At 67.9% G+C, this 16837-nt stretch carries 19 protein-coding genes and 1 pseudogene; 8 read left to right on the top strand and 12 right to left on the bottom strand.

Features of this window, described 5'->3' with window-relative positions; all coding sequences use genetic code 11:
- Positions 1-383: pseudogene (locus NKF06_RS14865) on the bottom strand (histidine phosphatase family protein); the annotation flags it as partial.
- Between the two features lie 74 nt (positions 384-457).
- On the opposite strand from NKF06_RS14865, the gene NKF06_RS14860 reads away from it, so the two are divergent.
- Positions 458-940 (top strand): SRPBCC domain-containing protein, encoded by a 483-nt coding sequence (locus NKF06_RS14860; protein WP_058826850.1) that lies wholly within the window; start codon positions 458-460, stop codon positions 938-940.
- Positions 941-970: 30 nt separating this feature from the next.
- Here NKF06_RS14860 and NKF06_RS14855 read toward each other — a convergent pair whose 3' ends face one another.
- Together NKF06_RS14855 and NKF06_RS14850 are read right to left on the bottom strand one after the other, a co-directional pair.
- Positions 971-1291 (bottom strand): hypothetical protein, encoded by a 321-nt coding sequence (locus NKF06_RS14855; protein ID WP_253245838.1) that lies wholly within the window; start codon positions 1289-1291, stop codon positions 971-973.
- Between the two features lie 119 nt (positions 1292-1410).
- On the bottom strand, positions 1411-2880 hold the full coding sequence (locus NKF06_RS14850; RefSeq protein ID WP_253245837.1) for a twin-arginine translocase subunit TatC: 1470 nt from the start codon (positions 2878-2880) through the stop codon (positions 1411-1413).
- A gap of 130 nt (positions 2881-3010) precedes the next feature.
- Here NKF06_RS14850 and NKF06_RS14845 point away from each other — a divergent pair, with 130 nt between their 5' ends.
- The 4 genes from NKF06_RS14845 to NKF06_RS14830 all read left to right on the top strand — a co-directional run bounded on the left by NKF06_RS14845 (position 3011) and on the right by NKF06_RS14830 (position 6400).
- Positions 3011-5167, top strand: a complete 2157-nt coding sequence (locus tag NKF06_RS14845) for a twin-arginine translocase subunit TatC (RefSeq protein WP_253245836.1) — start codon at positions 3011-3013, stop codon at positions 5165-5167.
- Between the two features lie 112 nt (positions 5168-5279).
- Positions 5280-5456, top strand: a complete 177-nt coding sequence (locus NKF06_RS14840) for a ribbon-helix-helix domain-containing protein (RefSeq protein WP_058826854.1) — start codon at positions 5280-5282, stop codon at positions 5454-5456.
- On the top strand, positions 5449-6168 hold the full coding sequence (locus tag NKF06_RS14835; RefSeq protein ID WP_253245835.1) for a queuosine precursor transporter: 720 nt from the start codon (positions 5449-5451) through the stop codon (positions 6166-6168). Before NKF06_RS14840 ends, NKF06_RS14835 begins: the two co-directional genes overlap by 8 nt.
- A gap of 55 nt (positions 6169-6223) precedes the next feature.
- Entirely contained in the window at positions 6224-6400 is a 177-nt protein-coding gene (locus NKF06_RS14830; RefSeq protein WP_004968931.1) for a hypothetical protein, read from the top strand.
- A gap of 59 nt (positions 6401-6459) precedes the next feature.
- Here the strand turns inward: NKF06_RS14830 and NKF06_RS14825 are convergent, their stop codons facing one another.
- The 3 genes from NKF06_RS14825 to NKF06_RS14815 form a co-directional block, all read right to left on the bottom strand.
- Positions 6460-6861: a hypothetical protein gene (locus NKF06_RS14825; RefSeq protein ID WP_253245834.1), complete on the bottom strand. Its 402-nt coding sequence runs from the start codon at positions 6859-6861 to the stop codon at positions 6460-6462.
- Positions 6862-6980: 119 nt separating this feature from the next.
- The gene (locus tag NKF06_RS14820; protein ID WP_253245833.1) at positions 6981-7754 is read right to left on the bottom strand and encodes a 23S rRNA (uridine(2552)-2'-O)-methyltransferase; all 774 of its coding nucleotides are present in this window, start codon (positions 7752-7754) and stop codon (positions 6981-6983) included.
- Between the two features lie 109 nt (positions 7755-7863).
- A complete protein-coding gene (locus NKF06_RS14815; RefSeq protein WP_253245832.1) occupies positions 7864-8313 on the bottom strand; it encodes a low molecular weight phosphatase family protein in 450 nt (149 codons plus the stop codon).
- A gap of 272 nt (positions 8314-8585) precedes the next feature.
- On the opposite strand from NKF06_RS14815, the gene NKF06_RS14810 reads away from it, so the two are divergent.
- Positions 8586-9329 carry a DNA polymerase sliding clamp gene (locus NKF06_RS14810; protein WP_253245831.1) on the top strand — a complete coding sequence of 248 codons (744 nt, stop codon included), beginning with the start codon at positions 8586-8588 and terminating at the stop codon, positions 9327-9329.
- Between the two features lie 66 nt (positions 9330-9395).
- On the opposite strand, the gene NKF06_RS14805 is transcribed toward NKF06_RS14810, so the two are convergent.
- From NKF06_RS14805 to NKF06_RS14795, 3 genes are all read right to left on the bottom strand, one after another.
- On the bottom strand, positions 9396-11162 hold the full coding sequence (locus NKF06_RS14805; RefSeq protein ID WP_058826859.1) for a histidine kinase N-terminal 7TM domain-containing protein: 1767 nt from the start codon (positions 11160-11162) through the stop codon (positions 9396-9398).
- A 113-nt stretch (positions 11163-11275) separates the two neighbouring features.
- The gene (locus NKF06_RS14800) at positions 11276-12640 is read right to left on the bottom strand and encodes an MFS transporter (protein WP_253245830.1); all 1365 of its coding nucleotides are present in this window, start codon (positions 12638-12640) and stop codon (positions 11276-11278) included.
- A gap of 84 nt (positions 12641-12724) precedes the next feature.
- On the bottom strand, positions 12725-13318 hold the full coding sequence (locus NKF06_RS14795; protein WP_253245829.1) for a hypothetical protein: 594 nt from the start codon (positions 13316-13318) through the stop codon (positions 12725-12727).
- Positions 13319-13462: 144 nt separating this feature from the next.
- Here NKF06_RS14795 and NKF06_RS14790 point away from each other — a divergent pair, with 144 nt between their 5' ends.
- The gene (locus NKF06_RS14790; RefSeq protein ID WP_253245840.1) at positions 13463-14563 is read left to right on the top strand and encodes a DNA primase; all 1101 of its coding nucleotides are present in this window, start codon (positions 13463-13465) and stop codon (positions 14561-14563) included.
- A gap of 99 nt (positions 14564-14662) precedes the next feature.
- Here NKF06_RS14790 and NKF06_RS14785 read toward each other — a convergent pair whose 3' ends face one another.
- Positions 14663-14866: a hypothetical protein gene (locus tag NKF06_RS14785; RefSeq protein ID WP_004973872.1), complete on the bottom strand. Its 204-nt coding sequence runs from the start codon at positions 14864-14866 to the stop codon at positions 14663-14665.
- A gap of 219 nt (positions 14867-15085) precedes the next feature.
- On the opposite strand from NKF06_RS14785, the gene NKF06_RS14780 reads away from it, so the two are divergent.
- Complete coding sequence (locus tag NKF06_RS14780; protein ID WP_058826861.1) at positions 15086-15733, top strand: SWIM zinc finger family protein; 648 nt, start codon at positions 15086-15088, stop codon at positions 15731-15733.
- A gap of 30 nt (positions 15734-15763) precedes the next feature.
- Here the strand turns inward: NKF06_RS14780 and hjc are convergent, their stop codons facing one another.
- Together hjc and NKF06_RS14770 are read right to left on the bottom strand one after the other, a co-directional pair.
- Entirely contained in the window at positions 15764-16186 is a 423-nt protein-coding gene (hjc, locus tag NKF06_RS14775; RefSeq protein ID WP_058826862.1) for a Holliday junction resolvase Hjc, read from the bottom strand.
- A 73-nt stretch (positions 16187-16259) separates the two neighbouring features.
- Positions 16260-16837 (bottom strand): TrmB family transcriptional regulator (locus NKF06_RS14770; protein WP_253245828.1); only part of this gene is annotated, 578 nt, incomplete at its 5' end.

Below are 16837 nucleotides of genomic sequence, written 5' to 3'. Positions count from 1 at the left end.
GAGCCTCGACGAGGCTCTCGCCGGCTCGGGGGGCGCTCGCGGGCGGCGGGCGCGCCGACCGCCGAAAGGGCGTACTGCGGGTACCGGTCGGTGAGTTCGTCGAACGCCAGTCCCTGCAGCGAGCCCACGTCGCGCTCGCGCCACGCGGAGTCGAGGACAGGTTCGAGGCCGAGTTCACGGGCGATTGGGCGGGCGGTCTCTTGGGCGCGTTCGATGTCGGAGGAGACGAGGCGGTCGACCTCGTAGGAGTCCGTGACGTGGCGCGCGAGGGCGTCGGCCTGCGCGCGGCCGCGCTCGGTGAGCGACACAGGGGCCCACCCCTGTACGCGCCCGGCGCGGTTCCACGTCGTCTCGCCGTGTCGGGCGAGAAGGAGGGTTGCCATACGTCCGTCTCTCTCCCCACCGGCAATGAACGTTCCGCGCGAGATTCACGGTCTCGGCGCGCCAACTGTTAGGTATGGCACACGAAATCGTGACGAGTATCGAGATAGACGCCCCGCCAGAACGGGTGTGGGAGACCCTCGTCGACTTCGACCGCTACCCCGAGTGGAACCCCTTCATGCGAATCGCCGGGCGCCCGAACGAGGGCGCAACGCTCACCGTCCACCTCCGGCCGCCGGGCGGCCGCGAGTCGGAGTTCGAACCCGACGTGGTCCACTGCGAGAAGCACCGCGAACTGCGCTGGCTCGGCCACCTCGTCTTCCCGGGGCTGTTCGACGGCGAACACCGGTTCCACCTCGAACCGCTCGACGGCGGCGAACGCACCCGATTCGAGCACGCGGAGACGTTCTCCGGCGTCTTCGCCGGACTCCTGTTGCGGTTCGTCGGCGAGGAGACGCGGGCAGGGTTCGTCGCCATGAACGAGGGGTTGAAGACGCGCGTCGAGGGGACCGTCGCGGCCGAGAGACGGGAGGCAGCGGAGTCGTCGGACGAGACGTGATTCCCCGCCGTCTCGGGAGGATTCGGCGCGCTACAGCGACTCGCCGCAGAAGCGACAGGTATCCCGGTCGGCTTCCTCCAACGAGTGGCAGTTCGGGCAGGAGACGGTCTCGGTGCGGGCGGAAGGGATGCCGTTCGGCGACGCCGACTGACCCGCGCGGCGGCCCACACCGGGTTCGTCGCGCCCGAGGTTGAGGTACAGCGCCAAGCCCAGAATCCCGCCGACGAACACCGAGAGACCCCAGAGGAAGGCGTTATGCGAACTGTGTCTAGTCGCATCGATACCGGCCCAGACGCTCACGGCGAACCAGAGCGGGAGGGCGACCACCGACAGGGCGACGAGGTCGGCCATCGTGTATGTTTTCTAACTGTTCTGAGATAGGTCTTCTGGAGGGTCGGCGGTCGGCAGTCGGCGGAAACGAGGAGGAACAACCGGGCCGAGGGAGAGGCGAGGGAGAAACGAGAATCCGGTCAGTTTCCGGTCCAACGTAAGGCCGCGAGCGTCCCCTCGAACAGGACAATCATCGTCGCGCCGATGATGATGGGGGCCATCCCGGTCGGGTCGGGGCTGACGAGGAACGCGAGGCCGAGGAACGCGCCCCAGAACAGTAGGCGGCGGTCTTCGAGCCACTGCCGGGTGACGAGGTTCATCATGATGGCCAGTTCCACGAACAGCGGAATCTGGAAGACGACCGCCATATAGCCCATCAGGATGAGGATGAGGTTGAACGTCTCTTTGAGGCCGAACGCGACGACCGCGGTCCCCTCGGTGTAGGAGGTGAAGTACGCGAAGATGGCCGGGAGCACCACGAAGTGCGCGAAGAGGACGCCGACGAGCGCGAGGATGAGGCTCGTCGGCACGGCCGCGAGGTAGTACTTGCGCTCTTTCGGGTAGAGCCCGGGGCGCATGAACAGGTACGTCTCGTAGACGAACACGGGGAGACCGATGACGGTGCCGGCGAGGCCGGCGACCTTCAGTTTGGTGAGGATGAGTTCGAGCGGGCCGTAGAGCCGCGGCCGGCGGTCCACGATGGTGTCCGCGCCGGGGATGTGGGAGTTCCAGAGGAAGTTGATAACGTCGGTCGCGCTCGGAATGTGGATGCCGAAAGCGGCCTGCGTGTCCACGAGCGCGTTGAGGATGTCCGCGCCGGGGAAGAGCACGAGCGTAATCGCGCCGGCGACGCCGAGGACGACCGCCAGCCGGCGAATCATCTCCTCGATGTGCGCGGTCAGCGGCATCTCCTGGTCGCTTTCGGGAGCCTCGCCGACGAGGCCACCAACGTCTTCGTCGTCGAAGTCGTCGCCCTCGAACTCGGGGTCGTCGAGCTCGGCATCCTCGACGGAGACGGACGACGGAGCCACGCCGCCCACCTCGTCTTCGCCGGTCAGCGCCGGACTCGCGCCGTCGGCCGCCGCGTCCGGTCCGGCGTCGTCGGCCGACTCGTCGCTCGAATCGTCGTACGTCCCCTCGGGTACGTGCGAGGTGTGTTCGTCGTCGGCGAGGAGACGTGGTTCGTCGTCGGAGTTGTCGGCATCGTCGCTATCACCGGTACTTCCGGAAGAATCGTCATCAGCGTCGGAGTCCTCGACGCCGTCGTCCGAGTCGGAATCGTCCGCGTCGCCTTCGGAATCAGAATCGTCTGCGTCGCCTTCGGGGGCCGCATCAGTGTCGGCGTCGCCGGCGTCGTCTTCCGTCTCGTCGGTATCGGTGTCGTCGGAAGCGTCGTCGGAAGCGTCGTCGGAAGCGTCGTCGGCAGACCCGTCGGCAGACCCGTCGGTAACGGTCTCGTCTCGCGGGGTGACTCGACCGTAAACCGGACCGTCGGACGACGAAGCCCCGTCGTCGTCAGACTCGTCGGACGAGCGCTGGTCGGCGTCGTCCGAGGCGTCCGTCTCGTCGTCGGCCGCAGAGAGCCCTGTGTCGCGCTCCTCGTCCGCCATTCAGGTGTCCTACGCTTCCGGCCAGTTATAGGTCTTTTCGCATCGCGCCGAGGAGGCGCGTCGAGAGAGTCGAAATCGCGCCCGCGGTGAAAAAGATTGATAACCGCCAGACTGCTTTCGCCACGTACGTATGTCCAGCGCCCTCGACGAGGACACCCAACAGACCATCGCGGCAGGCCGCGAGACCGCCGGTGCGATGCTCCGAGCGGCGCAAAAAGACCTCCAGAAGGTCTTTATCGTCTTCCTCGTCGGGTTCCTCGGAACGTTCTACGCGCTCCGACTCTACGTCTGGGAGTTCTTCCGCGGCGTGACCAAGGCACAGATGGACGCCAGCGTCTCGGGCAACGTCAGCATCATCGCCCAGACGCCGTTCGACGTCATCCTCTTGCAGGCGAAAATCGGCCTCGTCGTGGGGATTCTCTTCGCGCTCCCGCCGTTCATCTACGTCTCGCGAGACGCGCTGAAAGCCCGGGGCGCGTGGCCGAAATCGCCCGTCGCACCGTGGAAACTCGCACTCATCGGGCTGACGATGGTCGTGCTGTTCGCCGCGGGCGTCGCCTACGGCTACTTCGTCTTCTTCCCGTTCACGTTCGCGTTCCTCGCGCAGAACGCGCTGTCGGCCGGCTTCACGCCGAGTTACTCCATCGTGAAGTGGGCGCAGTTCATCTTCCTGCTCACGCTCTCGTTCGGCCTCGCGAGCCAGCTTCCGCTCGCGATGACCGCGCTCTCCTACGCCGAAATCGTCCCCTACGAACTGTTCCGCGACAAGTGGCGGCACGCCGTCGTCGGCATCTTCGCGTTCGGCGCGCTGTTCACCCCGCCGGACCCGTTCACCCAAATCATGTGGGCGGTGCCCGTCATCACGCTGTACGCCTTCAGCCTCTATCTCGCTCGCGTGGTCGTCACGGCCAAACGCGGCAGCGAGAAGATGGACATCAAGGCGACGGCGACTCACCACTGGAACCTCCTCGCGGGCGTCGGCGTCGTCGGCGGCCTCCTCGTCTACGCCTTCTACGAGTACGGCGGCGTCGACCTCGTCAACGACGGACTCGCCGCGGTCGGAAGCGACTACGTGTTCCTCGACCCCGGCTCGCAACTCGTGTTGGGCGCGTTCGTCGTCGCCGGCGGCGTCGTCGGCCTCGCGTTCGGGCTCGCCTACCTCGTCTACCGCGACATCCAACGGCTCGAACGGACCGAAGTCGGCGTCGGCGACCCCTCAAAGCTCGACCTCTCCGCGCTCGACGTGGCGGGCGTCCGCGCCGCGCCGCCCGAGGTCTTCGCCGACCGCGACGAAGACGAGATTATGAGCCTCGCGTCCGCCGCCATCGATGACGGCGACAAGGCCAAAGCGCAGGCCCTCATCGACCGGTTCGACGAGGCCGAAGCGGACCGCGAGGCCGAGGCGGCCGACGCCGAAGACGAGCCGGGCGAACTCGAAGACCGGACGACCCGCGCGGGCGGCGCGTTCTTCTCCGAACTGACCGGGGGCGAGACCGACGAGGACGACATCGGCGGCTACTACACCGACATCGCGTTCATCGTCGACTCCGTCACCTCGCGGGCGTTCTGGGTCGTCGGCTGGTTCATGCTCGTCCTCGCGTCGACGTTCGGCTGGCTCTACACGGGGGGCATCAGGGACGTCTACGAGGACTTCCTCGGCCGACTCCCCGCCGCGGTGACGCCCGAGGAAGTGCTCAACGTCGTCGCGCTCCACCCGATGGAGGCGCTCATCTTCGAGGTGAAGTTCTCGACGATTCTGGCCGTGCTGGCGACGCTCCCGCTCGTCGCGTACTTCGCGTGGCCCGCGCTCCGCGAGCGCAACATCATCCACAAGCGCCGCCGAACCGTCTTCCTGTGGACCGGCGCGCTCGTCGGCGGCCTCCTCGGTGGCTTCGCGCTCGGCTACAGCTACGTCGCGCCGACGGTCATCACGTTCCTCGTCGAGGACGCCATCGCGGCGAACATGATAATCTCCTACCGCATCACCAACTTCTTCTGGCTCATCTTCTTCACCACCGCGGGTATCGGCCTCCTCGCCGACATCCCCATCCTGATGGTGCTTCTCAACACCGCCGGCATCAGCTACCGCATGATGCGGAAGCGCTGGCGCGAGGTTACGGTGTTCATCCTCGCCATCTCGGCGGTGTTCACCCCCGCGAGCATCACGACGATGTTCATGGTGACGCTCCCGCTGATGGCCGCCTACGGCGTCGGTCTCGGCATCCTGTTCGTGCTGACGGTCGGCGGCCGGCGCGACCTCTCGCCCGCCCGCGGCGCGGCGGAGTGAGGGTGGTCCTCGGAGCGACCGCCGCGCCGACCCGTCGACCCGAAAAACGCGCCAAATATCGCCGCTGCGACCGTTGAAAAGGCGTTAAGTATTCTCGTGAGAATCGCAGAGTATGGCCAAGATAAGCGTCGAGATTCCCGACGAACTGCTCGCTGACTTAGACGAGCACGTCGGCGACGACAAGAAGTTCGTAAACCGGAGCGATGCGGTTCGGGCGTCCATCCGGAAGACGCTCGACATCCTCGACGAGATAGACGACCGACACAACCGCCTCGCCGAAGATGAGTGAGGGGCGGTCGGCCGTCGGGCAGGTCGCCCTCGTCGGCCTGTTCGTCACCGCGCTGACGACGGCGCAGTTGACGGCGTCGAAACTGCTCGCGATTCCCCTGCCGGCCGCGATAGGTGAACTCCCGTACGTCGGCGCGGCCATCCTCATGCCCGGGGCGGCGCTGGCGTACGCGCTCACCTTCTTCGCGTCCGACTGCTACTCCGAACTGTACGGCCGCCGGGCGGCGCAGATTATGGTGAACGTCGGCTTCGCCATGAACTTCGTCCTCCTCGGCCTCGTCTGGAGCACCATCGCCGCGCCCGCCGCGAACCCCGAGTTCGCCGGGCAGTTCGCCACGGTGCTCTCCTCGGGGACGAACATCGTCGCCGGGAGCCTGCTCGCGTACCTCGTGAGTCAGAACTGGGACGTCATCGTCTTCCACGGCATCCGCGACATGACAGACGGCTCGTACCTCTGGCTCCGCAACATCGTCTCGACGGCGACGAGTCAGGCCATCGACACGGTCATCTTCGTCGGCGTCGCGTTCTACGTCGCGCCGACGGTCCTCGGCATTGGGAACGCCCTCCCGTGGAACGTCCTCATCGGCCTCGCCGTCGGCCAGTACCTCCTGAAGCTCCTCATCGCGATCGTCGATACCCCGTTCGTCTACGGGACCGTCGCGCTCCTGCGCGACGACGACGAGTCCTCGACCGACGGTTGGGTCGCGGACTGAGGCGTTCTCGGGACGACGGACGGCTTATCTCTTTTGGTAGCATACCACACAGTGTATGGCCGACGAGCACCGCCACAGGCTCACCGAACGGGACGGGATGGAGATGGGGGTCCGCTGTCCAAACTGCGGGACGTACACGTCGTTCGGTGATATTCTCGCCACCGGAGCCTGCCGCGGCGGTTGGAAGGGGTGTCGGACGGGGCTTCGACTCGACCTCGTGGTGTACGACTGAAAAAGCGGGTAGGCGACGAGACGCTGCGACGCGGAGCCGACGAGAGCGACAGCGCGCGCTCAGACTGCCGCGTCAGTGTCCGACGGGTCGTTCAGGTAGAGGTACGCCGCCGCGACGGCGAAGACGGCCTCGCCGCCCTTCGAGAGAATCGCCATGTCGCTGACCCGCCCGCTCATGACGACCCACGCCACGATTTGGGCGAGCGCGAACGCGATGGCGACGAGGTAGAACTCGCGCCGCCAGAACCTGCTCAGGTAGACGGCGATGCCCGCGAGGAAACCGACGCCCGCGAGGACGAACAGTATCGCCTGCGCCTGGTCGAACTGGAGCAACATCGGGGCCATCGACAGGTGGACGTACGCCGAGGCCAGCGCCCCGACGGTGGCGACGTACGGGGCGATTCCCGAGGGAAGGCCGGTGAACAACGGTCGCGTCTCGGCGGTCGTGGTGTCTGCTGACATGGGGACTCAGCAACAAAGTCGTGTCAACTGATAATAATGCTTGCCCGAAATTAGGCACAAATTCCGCGGAGAACGAGGCACGGTGACGCGGGAGTCGAAACTGCGGGAACCCGGCGCGCTCAGTCGTCGATTGGCTCAGCGAAGGCGAACCGCGGTTTCACGTCGGTGACGCGGACCGTCGGGGTGTCGCCCGCCTCCGTGTCGGAGACGAACAGCGTGAAGTCCTCGACCTTGGCGATGCCGTCGCCCTCGCTTCCGACGTCGACGATTTCCACGTCGAGTTCGTCGCCCTTCCGAACCGGCGCGGTGAGGAAGTGCTTGCCGACGAGGTACTGCTCGGAGGAGCTGTCGCGGGAGGCGTCGGGGCGCATCGACCGGACGTACTGGAACTCTCGTTCCATGTCGGCGCGGAGGTCCGCGACGTCCGGGCCGTCGAACACCTTCACGGCGAAGTCGCCGCCGGTCGCGAGCAGTTCCTGTGCGACCTCGAACGCCTGCCGGGCGAGGTAGACGGAGCGGGCGTGGTCCAGCGAGTACTCGCCGGTCATGTTCGGCGCCATGTCGGAGACGACGGCGTCGGCCCCTCGCTCGCCGATGACGGCCGTTAACTCTTCTTTCGTCTCGTCTTCGGTCATGTCGCCGCGAATCGTCTGGACGTTGTCGCGGTCGATACCGCGGATTCGCTGGAGGTCGACGCCGACGACCTTGCCGTGGTCGCCGACCGCCTCGGAGGCGACCTGCAGCCACCCGCCCGGGGCGGCACCGAGGTCGACGACGGTGTTGCCGGGGCCGAACAGGCCCGCGTCCCCGTCGAGTTGTTTCAGCTTGTAGGCCGAACGGGCGCGGTAGCCCTCCTGTTTGGCCTTGTTGTAGTAGTGGTCCTTGCGCGCCATGGTCTTGACATCAGTAGCGTATCAGGCCGTATACCGGCTTCGGCTTGCGCCGTGAATCGTGCGGAACAATGCCACGTCACGGGAGCCACGGGGGTCGAGGCGGCCGGGCTCAGTCGTCGCCGACGAGTTCGTCGAACAGCGCCGAGACGCGCCCCTCGATGTCGTCGCGAATCGCTCGAACCGCATCGAGGTCCTGTCCGTCCGGGTCGTCGAGGTCCCAGTCGCGGGCGTCACCGCGCCACGTCATCGGGCAGATACCCTCTGCCGAACAGCCCATCGTGACGACGATGTCGACGTCCATAATCTCGTCCTGCTCGATTGCGCGGGGCGTCTCGTCGGCGAGGTCGAACCCCCGCTCACCCATGACCTCGACGACCTCGTCGTGGACGTGCTCGACGGGGTCGGTACCACCGGTGACGACCTCGATTCGGTCGCCGACACCGCGCTCGTCGCGCTCCCGGCGGGCGAATGCGGTCGCCATCTGGCTCCGGCCGGCGTTCTGGACGCAGACGAAGGCGACGCGGGTCGAAGTCGCGTCGGCGTCGGCGGCGTCGCTCATCTCTCGGCACCTCGTCGGCGGGCGGCTGTCTTCGTCTCGTCGTTCGCCATAGCCGGGAGTTACACAATCAGCTATTTGAGTCCTTTGAAGCCATAGACGCCCGAAATCGGCCGATTAGCTGTATAGTCGAACAGTGACAACAACACGCATGGAGAGCAGACAGGAGGGTGGGGTGCTCGCGGGAGCGCGCACGCGGGAGAGCGTGCGAACATCATATTGCGGTGAGTCCAAATCAGGAGTATTTTTAAGACCGCTGTCGTACGACGGCACATATGTTCAAGGCCATCGTGAGCGCCGCGACGCTCCGGGACGCGCTCGACTCCGTGAGCGTCCTCGTCGACGAGTGTAAGATTCGACTCAACGAGGAGAGTCTCTCCATCCGCGCCGTCGACCCCGCGAACGTCGGCATGGTGGACCTCACCCTCGACGCGGCGGCGTTCGAATCCTACGAAGCCGACGGCGGCGTCATCGGCGTCAACCTCTCGCGCCTCGAAGAGGTCGCCGGGATGGCGGGCTCGGGCGACCTCATCCACCTCACGCTCGACGAGGAGACGCGCAAGCTCAACATCCGCATCGACGGGCTGTCGTACACGCTCGCGCTCATCGACCCCGACTCGATTCGCCAGGAACCCGACATTCCGGACCTCGACCTCGCCGCGAACATCGTCCTCGAGGGGACGCACCTCGACCGCGGTATCAAGGCGGCCGACATGGTCTCCGACCACATCCGCCTCCGCGTCGACGGCGCGGAAGAGACGTTCCACATCGAGGCCGAAGGCGACACCGACGACGTGGACCTGTCGCTTCCCCCGTCTGACCTCATCAGCATCGAAGCCGGCGCTGCCGACTCGCTGTTCTCGCTGGACTACCTGAAGGACATGAACAAGGCGATTCCGACCGACGCCGAGGTCACCGTCGAACTCGGCGAGGAGTTCCCGGTCAAGCTTCACTACCAGATCGCGGAAGGGATGGGCACCATCACGTACATGCTCGCCCCGCGCATCCAGAGCGACTGAGCGGACGTTTCGGCCACCGCGTCGTTCACCGACCATCCGAGCCGTCCCACTCGTTTCTCCTGACTCCTACCTGTCAGCGACGGCGTCGGCCGTCTCGTCCCGGCACCAGTACGGCAGTCGAACCGTCGCCGTCGTGCCGGTGTCGCCGCGACCCGCTGACTCGTCGGTCGCGTCTCCGGCTCCGCCGTCCGCTTCCTCTCGCCTGCCGCTCACGTCGAAGGAGAGGTCACCGCCGAGCGCGTCGACCGTCCACCGAACCGCCCAGAGACCGAGGCCGCTGCCGTGTTGGAGCGGTGACTCGCCGCCGGTCTCGACCACGGAGCGCTCGTAGTCGGGGACGCCCGGGCCGTCGTCTTCGACGACGACGACGAGGTCGGCGTCGACGGCCCGGACCGACACGGAGACGGTCGGGTCGTCGCCGCCGTGTTCGAGCGCGTTCTCGACGAGTTCGCGGACGAGGAGCTTCGCCGCCGATTCGCTCCCGGAGACCGACAGCGACTCGGGTGCGTCCACGTCGACCGAGCCGGCGTCGAACTCCGCGCGGACCTCGGCGACGCAGGTTCGGACCGTCGCGGCGACGTCGAAGCGGCTGCCGCCGTCGATGCCGGCCATGACCCGCTCGACGGTCCGGGCCTTCTCGCCGAGCGAGAGGAGCTTGTTCGACCGCGCCCGTATCGTGTCGGTGGGGTCGCGCTGGTCCGCCGGGAGCCGCTCTGCGAGCATGTCGGCGTAGCCGATGACGACCGTCATGTCGTTTCTGAGGTTGTGCCGGAGGACGCGGTTGAGGACTTCGAGACGCTGTCGGCGGCGGACCCGCCCCGTCACGTCGGAGACGGTGACGGTCCGGCCGAGCCGGCGGCCGTGTTGGTCCGTGACCGGCGAGAGCGTCACCTCGTAGGTCCGGCGGCGACGGTCGACCGTCACGTCCACGAGCTGTCGGTCCTCGTCGAGGTCGACGCCCGGAAGCACCGACGACAGCGGGTCGAACGCCGAGGCCGGGTCGAGGTCGAGGAGTGACGAAGCGGTCTCGTTGGCGTCGACCACGCGGTGCTCGCGGTCGAGGACGAGAATGCCGACGGCCACGTCGTCGATGGCGGCGCGGCGGCCGAGCCGACCGGTCGCCGGCGAGAGCCCGAACAGCTGGAACCGGTAGAGCGCGTGGCCGAACGTCGCGCCCGTCACGGCGAGCGCGATGGGCGTGAAGTTCACCATCTGAAGCGGGCCGATGCCGAAGGTGTGGGCGACGTGGGCGACCGTCGGCGCGGTCGAGCCGATGGCGAGGGTGACCGCCTGCTCGCGGTAGTGCGAGAGCCGTTCGACCAGCATCTCGATGATGAGGACGAGCCCGGAGCCGATGATGACGTAGCCGTACACCGCGTGGAGGTAGTACCAGAGGTTCGGGTCGAACCGCACCGTGGCCGCACCGAACACCGGCACGATGCGATAGTCGGTCCAGAGAAGGCCGTGGCTCGGATTCGTCGCCAGCGCGACGACGGTGATGGCCGGAAACACGAGGAGTCCAGCGATGAGCCGTCGCGAGAGGAGTTCGCCGCGGCCGGTGTAGGAAAGCGAGAAGGCGAACCACGCGGGCGCGATGACGGCCTGCGCGACGTCGATGGGGAGTTGGAACCAAAACCGGAGCGAAGGGTCGAACACCGTGAGCGCGACGCCGTAGGAGCCGGCCCAGAGCGCCGCCGAAAACAGGAGGACCGACAGCGACTTCGAACCGGGTTCGGTTCCCTCGCGCCAGGCGACGACCGCGATGGAGACGGAGACGAGCGCCGCGACGAGGCAGAGGACGACCAGCGGCGAGACGGCGGCGACCGAAGGCACGGGTAGACCTCAGAGTCGGCGCTCGTAACACTTGCGGGCCGCGACGACATTCGAGCGACGGTTTACCCGTATCTCGACCGCGATGTCGCGTCGCGACCGCGACATCAGGACACTCAGGGCGCTTCCGTTTCCGCCCGCGGTCGCCGCGCGACGGACGCGAGGATGTAGACCACGGGCACGATGAGCGCGGCCCCGACGACGAACGGCGACCAGTACGCGAGGACGTACAGCGCCGCCATCGACGGCGGGCCGAGCGTCCGGCCGAGGCTTCCCGCGCCCTGCGTGACGCCGAAGGCGTTACCCTGCTGGTCGGCCGACGCCGACGTGGAGACGAGCGTCGACAGCGAGACGTTCAGCATCCCGTTGCCGAACGACAGGAGCGCCCCGACGAAGAGGAGCGCCACGAGTTCGCGAGTGAGCCACGGCGGGCCGCCGACCGCGGGGAGCACCGCCCCGATGTCGGTCGAAAAGGGGAGCAGCGCGAGCGAGAGCAGGAGCCCGACCGCGCCGACGACCGCCAGTTTCGCCTCCGAGTACCGCCGGGCGAGTCGGCCGACGACGACCCCCTGATTCAGCGTGCCGAGCAGGCCGATGTAGGTCAGAAACAGCGCCGTCTCGGTCTCGCCGTAGCCGTACACGTCGGCCGCGAAGGGGATGAACATGACCTGAATCCCCGAGAAGGCGACCGAGACGACGAAAAAGGAGACGACGAGCCCCCGGAGGTCGTCGTCGGCGAGGGCGGTGCGGAACTGCGAGACGAGCGTCGTCGCGGGCGTGCCGGCCGGCGCGCGGGTGCGCTCCGGTTCGCGCAGGAAGACGAACGCGAAGCCGAGGCTGACGAGGCTGAGCGCCGCCGCGGTGAAACTCGGCAGCGAAAAGCGCGTCGCGGGCACGAACGACGGGAGCAGGTCGCGGGCGAGCGCGACCACCGGGTCGGAGGCCATCAGACCGCCGAGAGCCGGCCCGAAGATGAACCCGAGGCTGAACGACGCGCCGACGAGGCCGAGCGCGCCGGCCCGCCGCGTAGGTGGCGTAATGTCGGCGATGTACGCCTGCGCCGTGGCGATGTTGCCACCCATCGCGCCCGCGAGCATCCGCGAGGCGAACAGCGTCGCCACCGCGAGCCCCGTCCCGAACAGCAGGTCGATTTCGCCTGCGACGCCGAAGACCGTCCACGCGAGGACGCTCCCGACGAGCGACAGCATGATGACCGGCCGGCGGCCCCGCTGGTCGGAGATTCGACCGAGGACGGGCGCGAAGAGGAACTGCATGAGCGAGTACGACGCCGCCAGAAACCCGATGTACACGTCGCTGACGCCGAAGCTCCGGACGTAGAACGGCAGGATGGGGATGACGACCCCGAACCCGAGGAGGTCGATGAAGACGACGGCGATGACGACCGCGAGGGCGCGGCGCGTTCCCCGCGACTCCTCGGGGAACTCGGCGTCGGAAGAGACGGCGGACTCGGGGGCACTCACGACACTACACAGGTTCGAGAAACGCCTAACGGTTGCGCCGGGCGGACGGGGCGAGAGAGTCGAGGAGAACGTCGAAGACGACGCTCAGGAACGGTATCTGTCGATGACGCGCTTGGCCGAGACGGCTTTCTCCTTCCAGCCGTAGCCCGCGTCGTAGACGTGGCGCTTCTTCTCGACGAGTTCGGCTGGCGTCGCCTCCTCGAAGCCGCCGCGGTCCCACGAGCCGGTGTCGCGGAGCCAGTTGACGACGTTCTCGCGCGTCTCGGGCCACGACAGGCCGACCATCTCGTACCACGCTATCATGGCGAAGACGGCGTTGTCGTGACAGCCGGGGACGCTCCCGTACTGGTGGAGCGTCCGCATCGGTTCTCGGGTCGGCTCGGACACCTCCTCTCTGAACTCCTCGGCGGTGAGAAGCCGAAGGACGCCCGAGTTCGCTTCCGACACCCGCTCGTCGCGCTTGAGTCGGCGGAGCGCGGCCTGCTGGAGCGGCCCCCACTCACCCGGCGCTTCGCTGCGGAGCGTCTCCTCGTCGCACGGGCCGCCCGCGAGGACGGAGATGATGTCGACGTAGGCCCGCTCGACTTCGACCCATGGCGTCCCCTCGAAGCGGCAGTCGGCGTCGTGGAGACTGGTCGTGGCGCGGCAGTCCGGACACGGGTAGTCGAAGTGCGGCACGTGAGAGCCTGAGGAAGTGGTCGGTAATAGGTTGTGTGATGCGCCGTCGTCGCGGCGGAGTCTGTGTCGGGGTCACGCGACCCGTTCGCCACCGCCGAATCCGTCGCGTTTATCGGTGGGCACCCGGAACGTGGCGGTATGCGGATGCGCCCGCTCCACGCCCGATACCCGTTCTTCGCCGCGGCCAGAGAGGCGGTCGAATCGGCCGACGTCGCCATTGCGACGCTCGTCGCCGAGGACGCCCCGGCCGTCGAGCGTGGCGTCGAGCGCGTCGAACGCGCCCTCATGGAGGGCACCGTCGAACCCGACCCCGACGAGGCCTACGGGTGGGACACCCAGACGGAACTGCTCTCGTACCCCATCTCGCGCATCATCGTCTCGCTCGTCGAGACGCCCGCGGCGGTGGACAAGTACGCCCGCGCCGAGGCCGACACGGCCTACGAGCGCATGCTCGCCGACTTCGACGCCGGCGACGACGACGTCCACGGCGAGGCCCGCGCGAGCCTCGACGACTTCCTCCGCGAGTTCGACCTCGACGGCGCGGTGCGGGCCGAATCGAACCGGAACCGGAACAGCCGCCGCGCGCCCGACCACTACTGGGTCGACGTGGGGCCGTACCTCACCTACTCCGACACCGACTGGGGCGCAGAGTGGCGGCTCGTCAACCGCTCGCTGGCCGACGGGGCGGTCCGCGTCACCCGCGAGGAGCTCTCGGAACTGCTCCGCGAGGCGGTCCGCCGCCGAGTCGCCGAGGGGCTTCCCTTCGCCGTCCGCGGCAGCGACGCGGGCGACCGACTCGCCGACGCGCTCAAACCCCACGTCGAGCGCCTGCGGAACCTGCTTTCGGACCGCGGCGCGGTCAACGTCGTCTACGTGGACTCGGTGGACCCCGACCACTTCCCGCCCTGCGTCGAGGCGCTGTTGGCGCGGGCGCAAGACGGCGAGGACCTCCCGAACGAGGCGGCGTTCGCGCTCGCGGCGTTCCTCGTCGGCGTCGGCCTCGAACCCGAGGCGGTCGGGGGCGTCGTCGGCGACGCGAACGCCGAGGAGTTGCAAAAGCGGGCGACCGTCCTCTCGGACTCCAGCGGGTCGCAGTACGCGCCGCCGACCTGCGAGACGATGCAGGCGTACGACCTCTGTGTGAACCGCGACGACCGCTGTGACACCATCAAGCACCCGATGAAGTACTTCGAGACGGCGACGAACGACGCGGACGCGGCCGCCATGGACGAAGCCGCCGACTGACGGAGTCCGTGCTGACGACGTATCCAACCTGCGAGCCCCGCCGCTCCGTGTCGGGCGCTGGCGCGACGGCGACCGGGTCGCCGAAACCGACCGATCGGATTAGGAAGAACGCGACAGCCAAACGCCGATACCAGCCATCACGAGCACGAACGCCGTGATAGCGCCGACGAGTGCGAACCCGCCGGTGGAGATGAGTCCACTCTGGTTGTAGGTCGCACCGATGCCGACGATGAGGGCGATAAACACCCCGACCGCGACGATGGAGACGGCAATCTTCCGCCGCATCTCCGCTTCGATAGCCATGCGACGACGTATCCGCGGCCGTTCTAAAAGGTCTTCGATGGGCGGATGCCCGACGAGAGCCACTCACACGCCCGATTTTCCACGCGAAACGAGGGTTTAGGTCGTTCGAGAACCTACTCTCAGGTGACGGAAACTGACCCCAAACAGCCGCTGGTAAGGTCGGAATCCCGCACCACCATGACGCACATCGCACACACACCCGCGTCGACTCGCCGCCCGGTGCGCCGCAAGACCACGCTCCCGTCCGACGGACTGGTCGGACGCGCCCGCCGCGCCCGCGTCGAACCGATGGCCGTCCGGCCGCTCCGCGACGGGCGCTACGTCGTCGAGACCGACGGCGGCACCTACGTCGTCGACGTGGAGGCACGCACCTGCACCTGCCCCGACAACGCCATCCGGCACGCCCGCTGTAAGCACCTCCGCCGGGTCGCCATCGAAATCACCCGCGGCGAGGTCCCGCCGCCGGGCCGCCGGAGCGCCACCTGCGCCGTCTGCGGCGACGAGACGTTCGTCCCGATGGACGCGACGGGGCCCCAGCTCTGTCCCGACCACGAACACCGCGCCGGCGACCTCGTCCACGACCGCGAGAGCGGGAGCCTCCTCGTCGTCACGCGGGCGCTCGGCACCCGCGCCGACGAGACGCCGACCGAGACGGGACGCCTCGTCTCGGAGTACGAGAGCAACCGCGACTACGGCGACCACGAACCAGCCTTCGAGGCCGTGTATCTGGACTCGCTGCCGGTGAACGCCGGCCTCGCCGACCTCGGCGAACTGCATGCCTACCGGTTCCCCGCCTCGCGGCTCAGTCGCGTCGAGCGCGGGTTCGTCGGCGCTCGCACGCTCGGCGAGCGACTCGCTCGGGCGTGAGCGGAGCGCCAGAAAATCCGCGCCGCAACCTCAGTCGCCGCCGAGCTTGGTCTGAGTCGGGCCGCCGGTGAACGACTCGAAGTCCTCGCCTTCCGCCAGCGCCGTCTCCTTTTTCACGCGGTAGTTCCCGCCGTCGGTCACGTAGAGGTCGCCGGGGTGGAAGAAGTACCAGTCCTCGCGGTCGAATCGGACGGCGATGCGGGCCTTCGCGCCGAAGTTCCGCGAGAAGTAGACGAGCGCTTCGACCTCCTCGCCGCTCAGGTAGATGGGGCGACCGCTGGAGGCCTTCGCCTCGATGGCGTAGAACACCTCGCCGTTGCCCGCGAGCACGTCGGGGAGTTCGCGCGTCGTCGCGCTCCCGGAGGCGGGCGCGCGCATGACCGCGAAGCCGGCCTCGTCAAGGCGGTTGACGAGTTCGCGCTCGCGTCGGTCTCCCTTTCTGTTCGAAGACATGGTCTGGAGTCGGCCGCGGGCGGTGATAAATGGGGCGACCGGCGTCCGGGAGCGCAGTTGCCCCGGCACGGCGTCACTCGAAAAGTGGGACTGCGTCTCCCCACAGCGCCCGGAACTGGCGGTCAAGCTCGTCGACGACTGCTGCGTCCGTCACCACGACGACGCCGAGGCGGTCGGCGGCCGACTGTGGGTGCGGAATGTCGACCGACGCGACCGTCCCGTCGACGACGTCGAACGAGACCGGCAGGTGCGGCAGGCACCGGACTCGAACCGTCTGCGGCTTCGACGCCACGAGTTCCCGAAACTCGTCGGGGAGCGAGTCGAGCACGGGGTCGCTGAGGAGCAACGACACGTCGAGGTCGTCGCGAGCGCCCTCGAAGAACGCGTCGAACTCCGTGCGGAGCGTCTCCCACGAGGCCCGCTCGTACGGTGGACCGACCGCGGCCGAGACGGACCCGGTCGCCGCCCGCATGTGCTCGTGCATCGCCGTCCGCATATTGTCGCCGCCGAGGCGGCCGAGCCAGACGCTCCCGTCGGCCGGTGGCGTCGGCAGGAGGTTCGACCGGACCGCGTCGGCCACGTCGCGATACCGCGTCCACTCCTCGCGCAGTTCCGCGGCGCGCTCGGCCAGCAGTCGCTCGACCGCCGCGG

The organism is Haloferax sp. AB510 (assembly GCF_024136985.1).
Classification (GTDB): domain Archaea; phylum Halobacteriota; class Halobacteria; order Halobacteriales; family Haloferacaceae; genus Haloferax.
Note: the sequence above shows the minus strand (reverse complement) of the source record. Positions and strands in the feature narration are given on the sequence as shown.

Coding starts and splice junctions, on each gene's coding strand:
- NKF06_RS14860 (WP_058826850.1), top strand. CDS start 458: ATGGCACACGAAATCGTGACGAGTATCGAGATAGACGCCCCGCCAGAA.
- NKF06_RS14855 (WP_253245838.1), bottom strand. CDS start 1,291: ATGGCCGACCTCGTCGCCCTGTCGGTGGTCGCCCTCCCGCTCTGGTTC.
- NKF06_RS14850 (WP_253245837.1), bottom strand. CDS start 2,880: ATGGCGGACGAGGAGCGCGACACAGGGCTCTCTGCGGCCGACGACGAG.
- NKF06_RS14845 (WP_253245836.1), top strand. CDS start 3,011: ATGTCCAGCGCCCTCGACGAGGACACCCAACAGACCATCGCGGCAGGC.
- NKF06_RS14840 (WP_058826854.1), top strand. CDS start 5,280: ATGGCCAAGATAAGCGTCGAGATTCCCGACGAACTGCTCGCTGACTTA.
- NKF06_RS14835 (WP_253245835.1), top strand. CDS start 5,449: ATGAGTGAGGGGCGGTCGGCCGTCGGGCAGGTCGCCCTCGTCGGCCTG.
- NKF06_RS14830 (WP_004968931.1), top strand. CDS start 6,224: ATGGCCGACGAGCACCGCCACAGGCTCACCGAACGGGACGGGATGGAG.
- NKF06_RS14825 (WP_253245834.1), bottom strand. CDS start 6,861: ATGTCAGCAGACACCACGACCGCCGAGACGCGACCGTTGTTCACCGGC.
- NKF06_RS14820 (WP_253245833.1), bottom strand. CDS start 7,754: ATGGCGCGCAAGGACCACTACTACAACAAGGCCAAACAGGAGGGCTAC.
- NKF06_RS14815 (WP_253245832.1), bottom strand. CDS start 8,313: ATGAGCGACGCCGCCGACGCCGACGCGACTTCGACCCGCGTCGCCTTC.
- NKF06_RS14810 (WP_253245831.1), top strand. CDS start 8,586: ATGTTCAAGGCCATCGTGAGCGCCGCGACGCTCCGGGACGCGCTCGAC.
- NKF06_RS14790 (WP_253245840.1), top strand. CDS start 13,463: ATGCGCCCGCTCCACGCCCGATACCCGTTCTTCGCCGCGGCCAGAGAG.
- NKF06_RS14785 (WP_004973872.1), bottom strand. CDS start 14,866: ATGGCTATCGAAGCGGAGATGCGGCGGAAGATTGCCGTCTCCATCGTC.
- hjc (WP_058826862.1), bottom strand. CDS start 16,186: ATGTCTTCGAACAGAAAGGGAGACCGACGCGAGCGCGAACTCGTCAAC.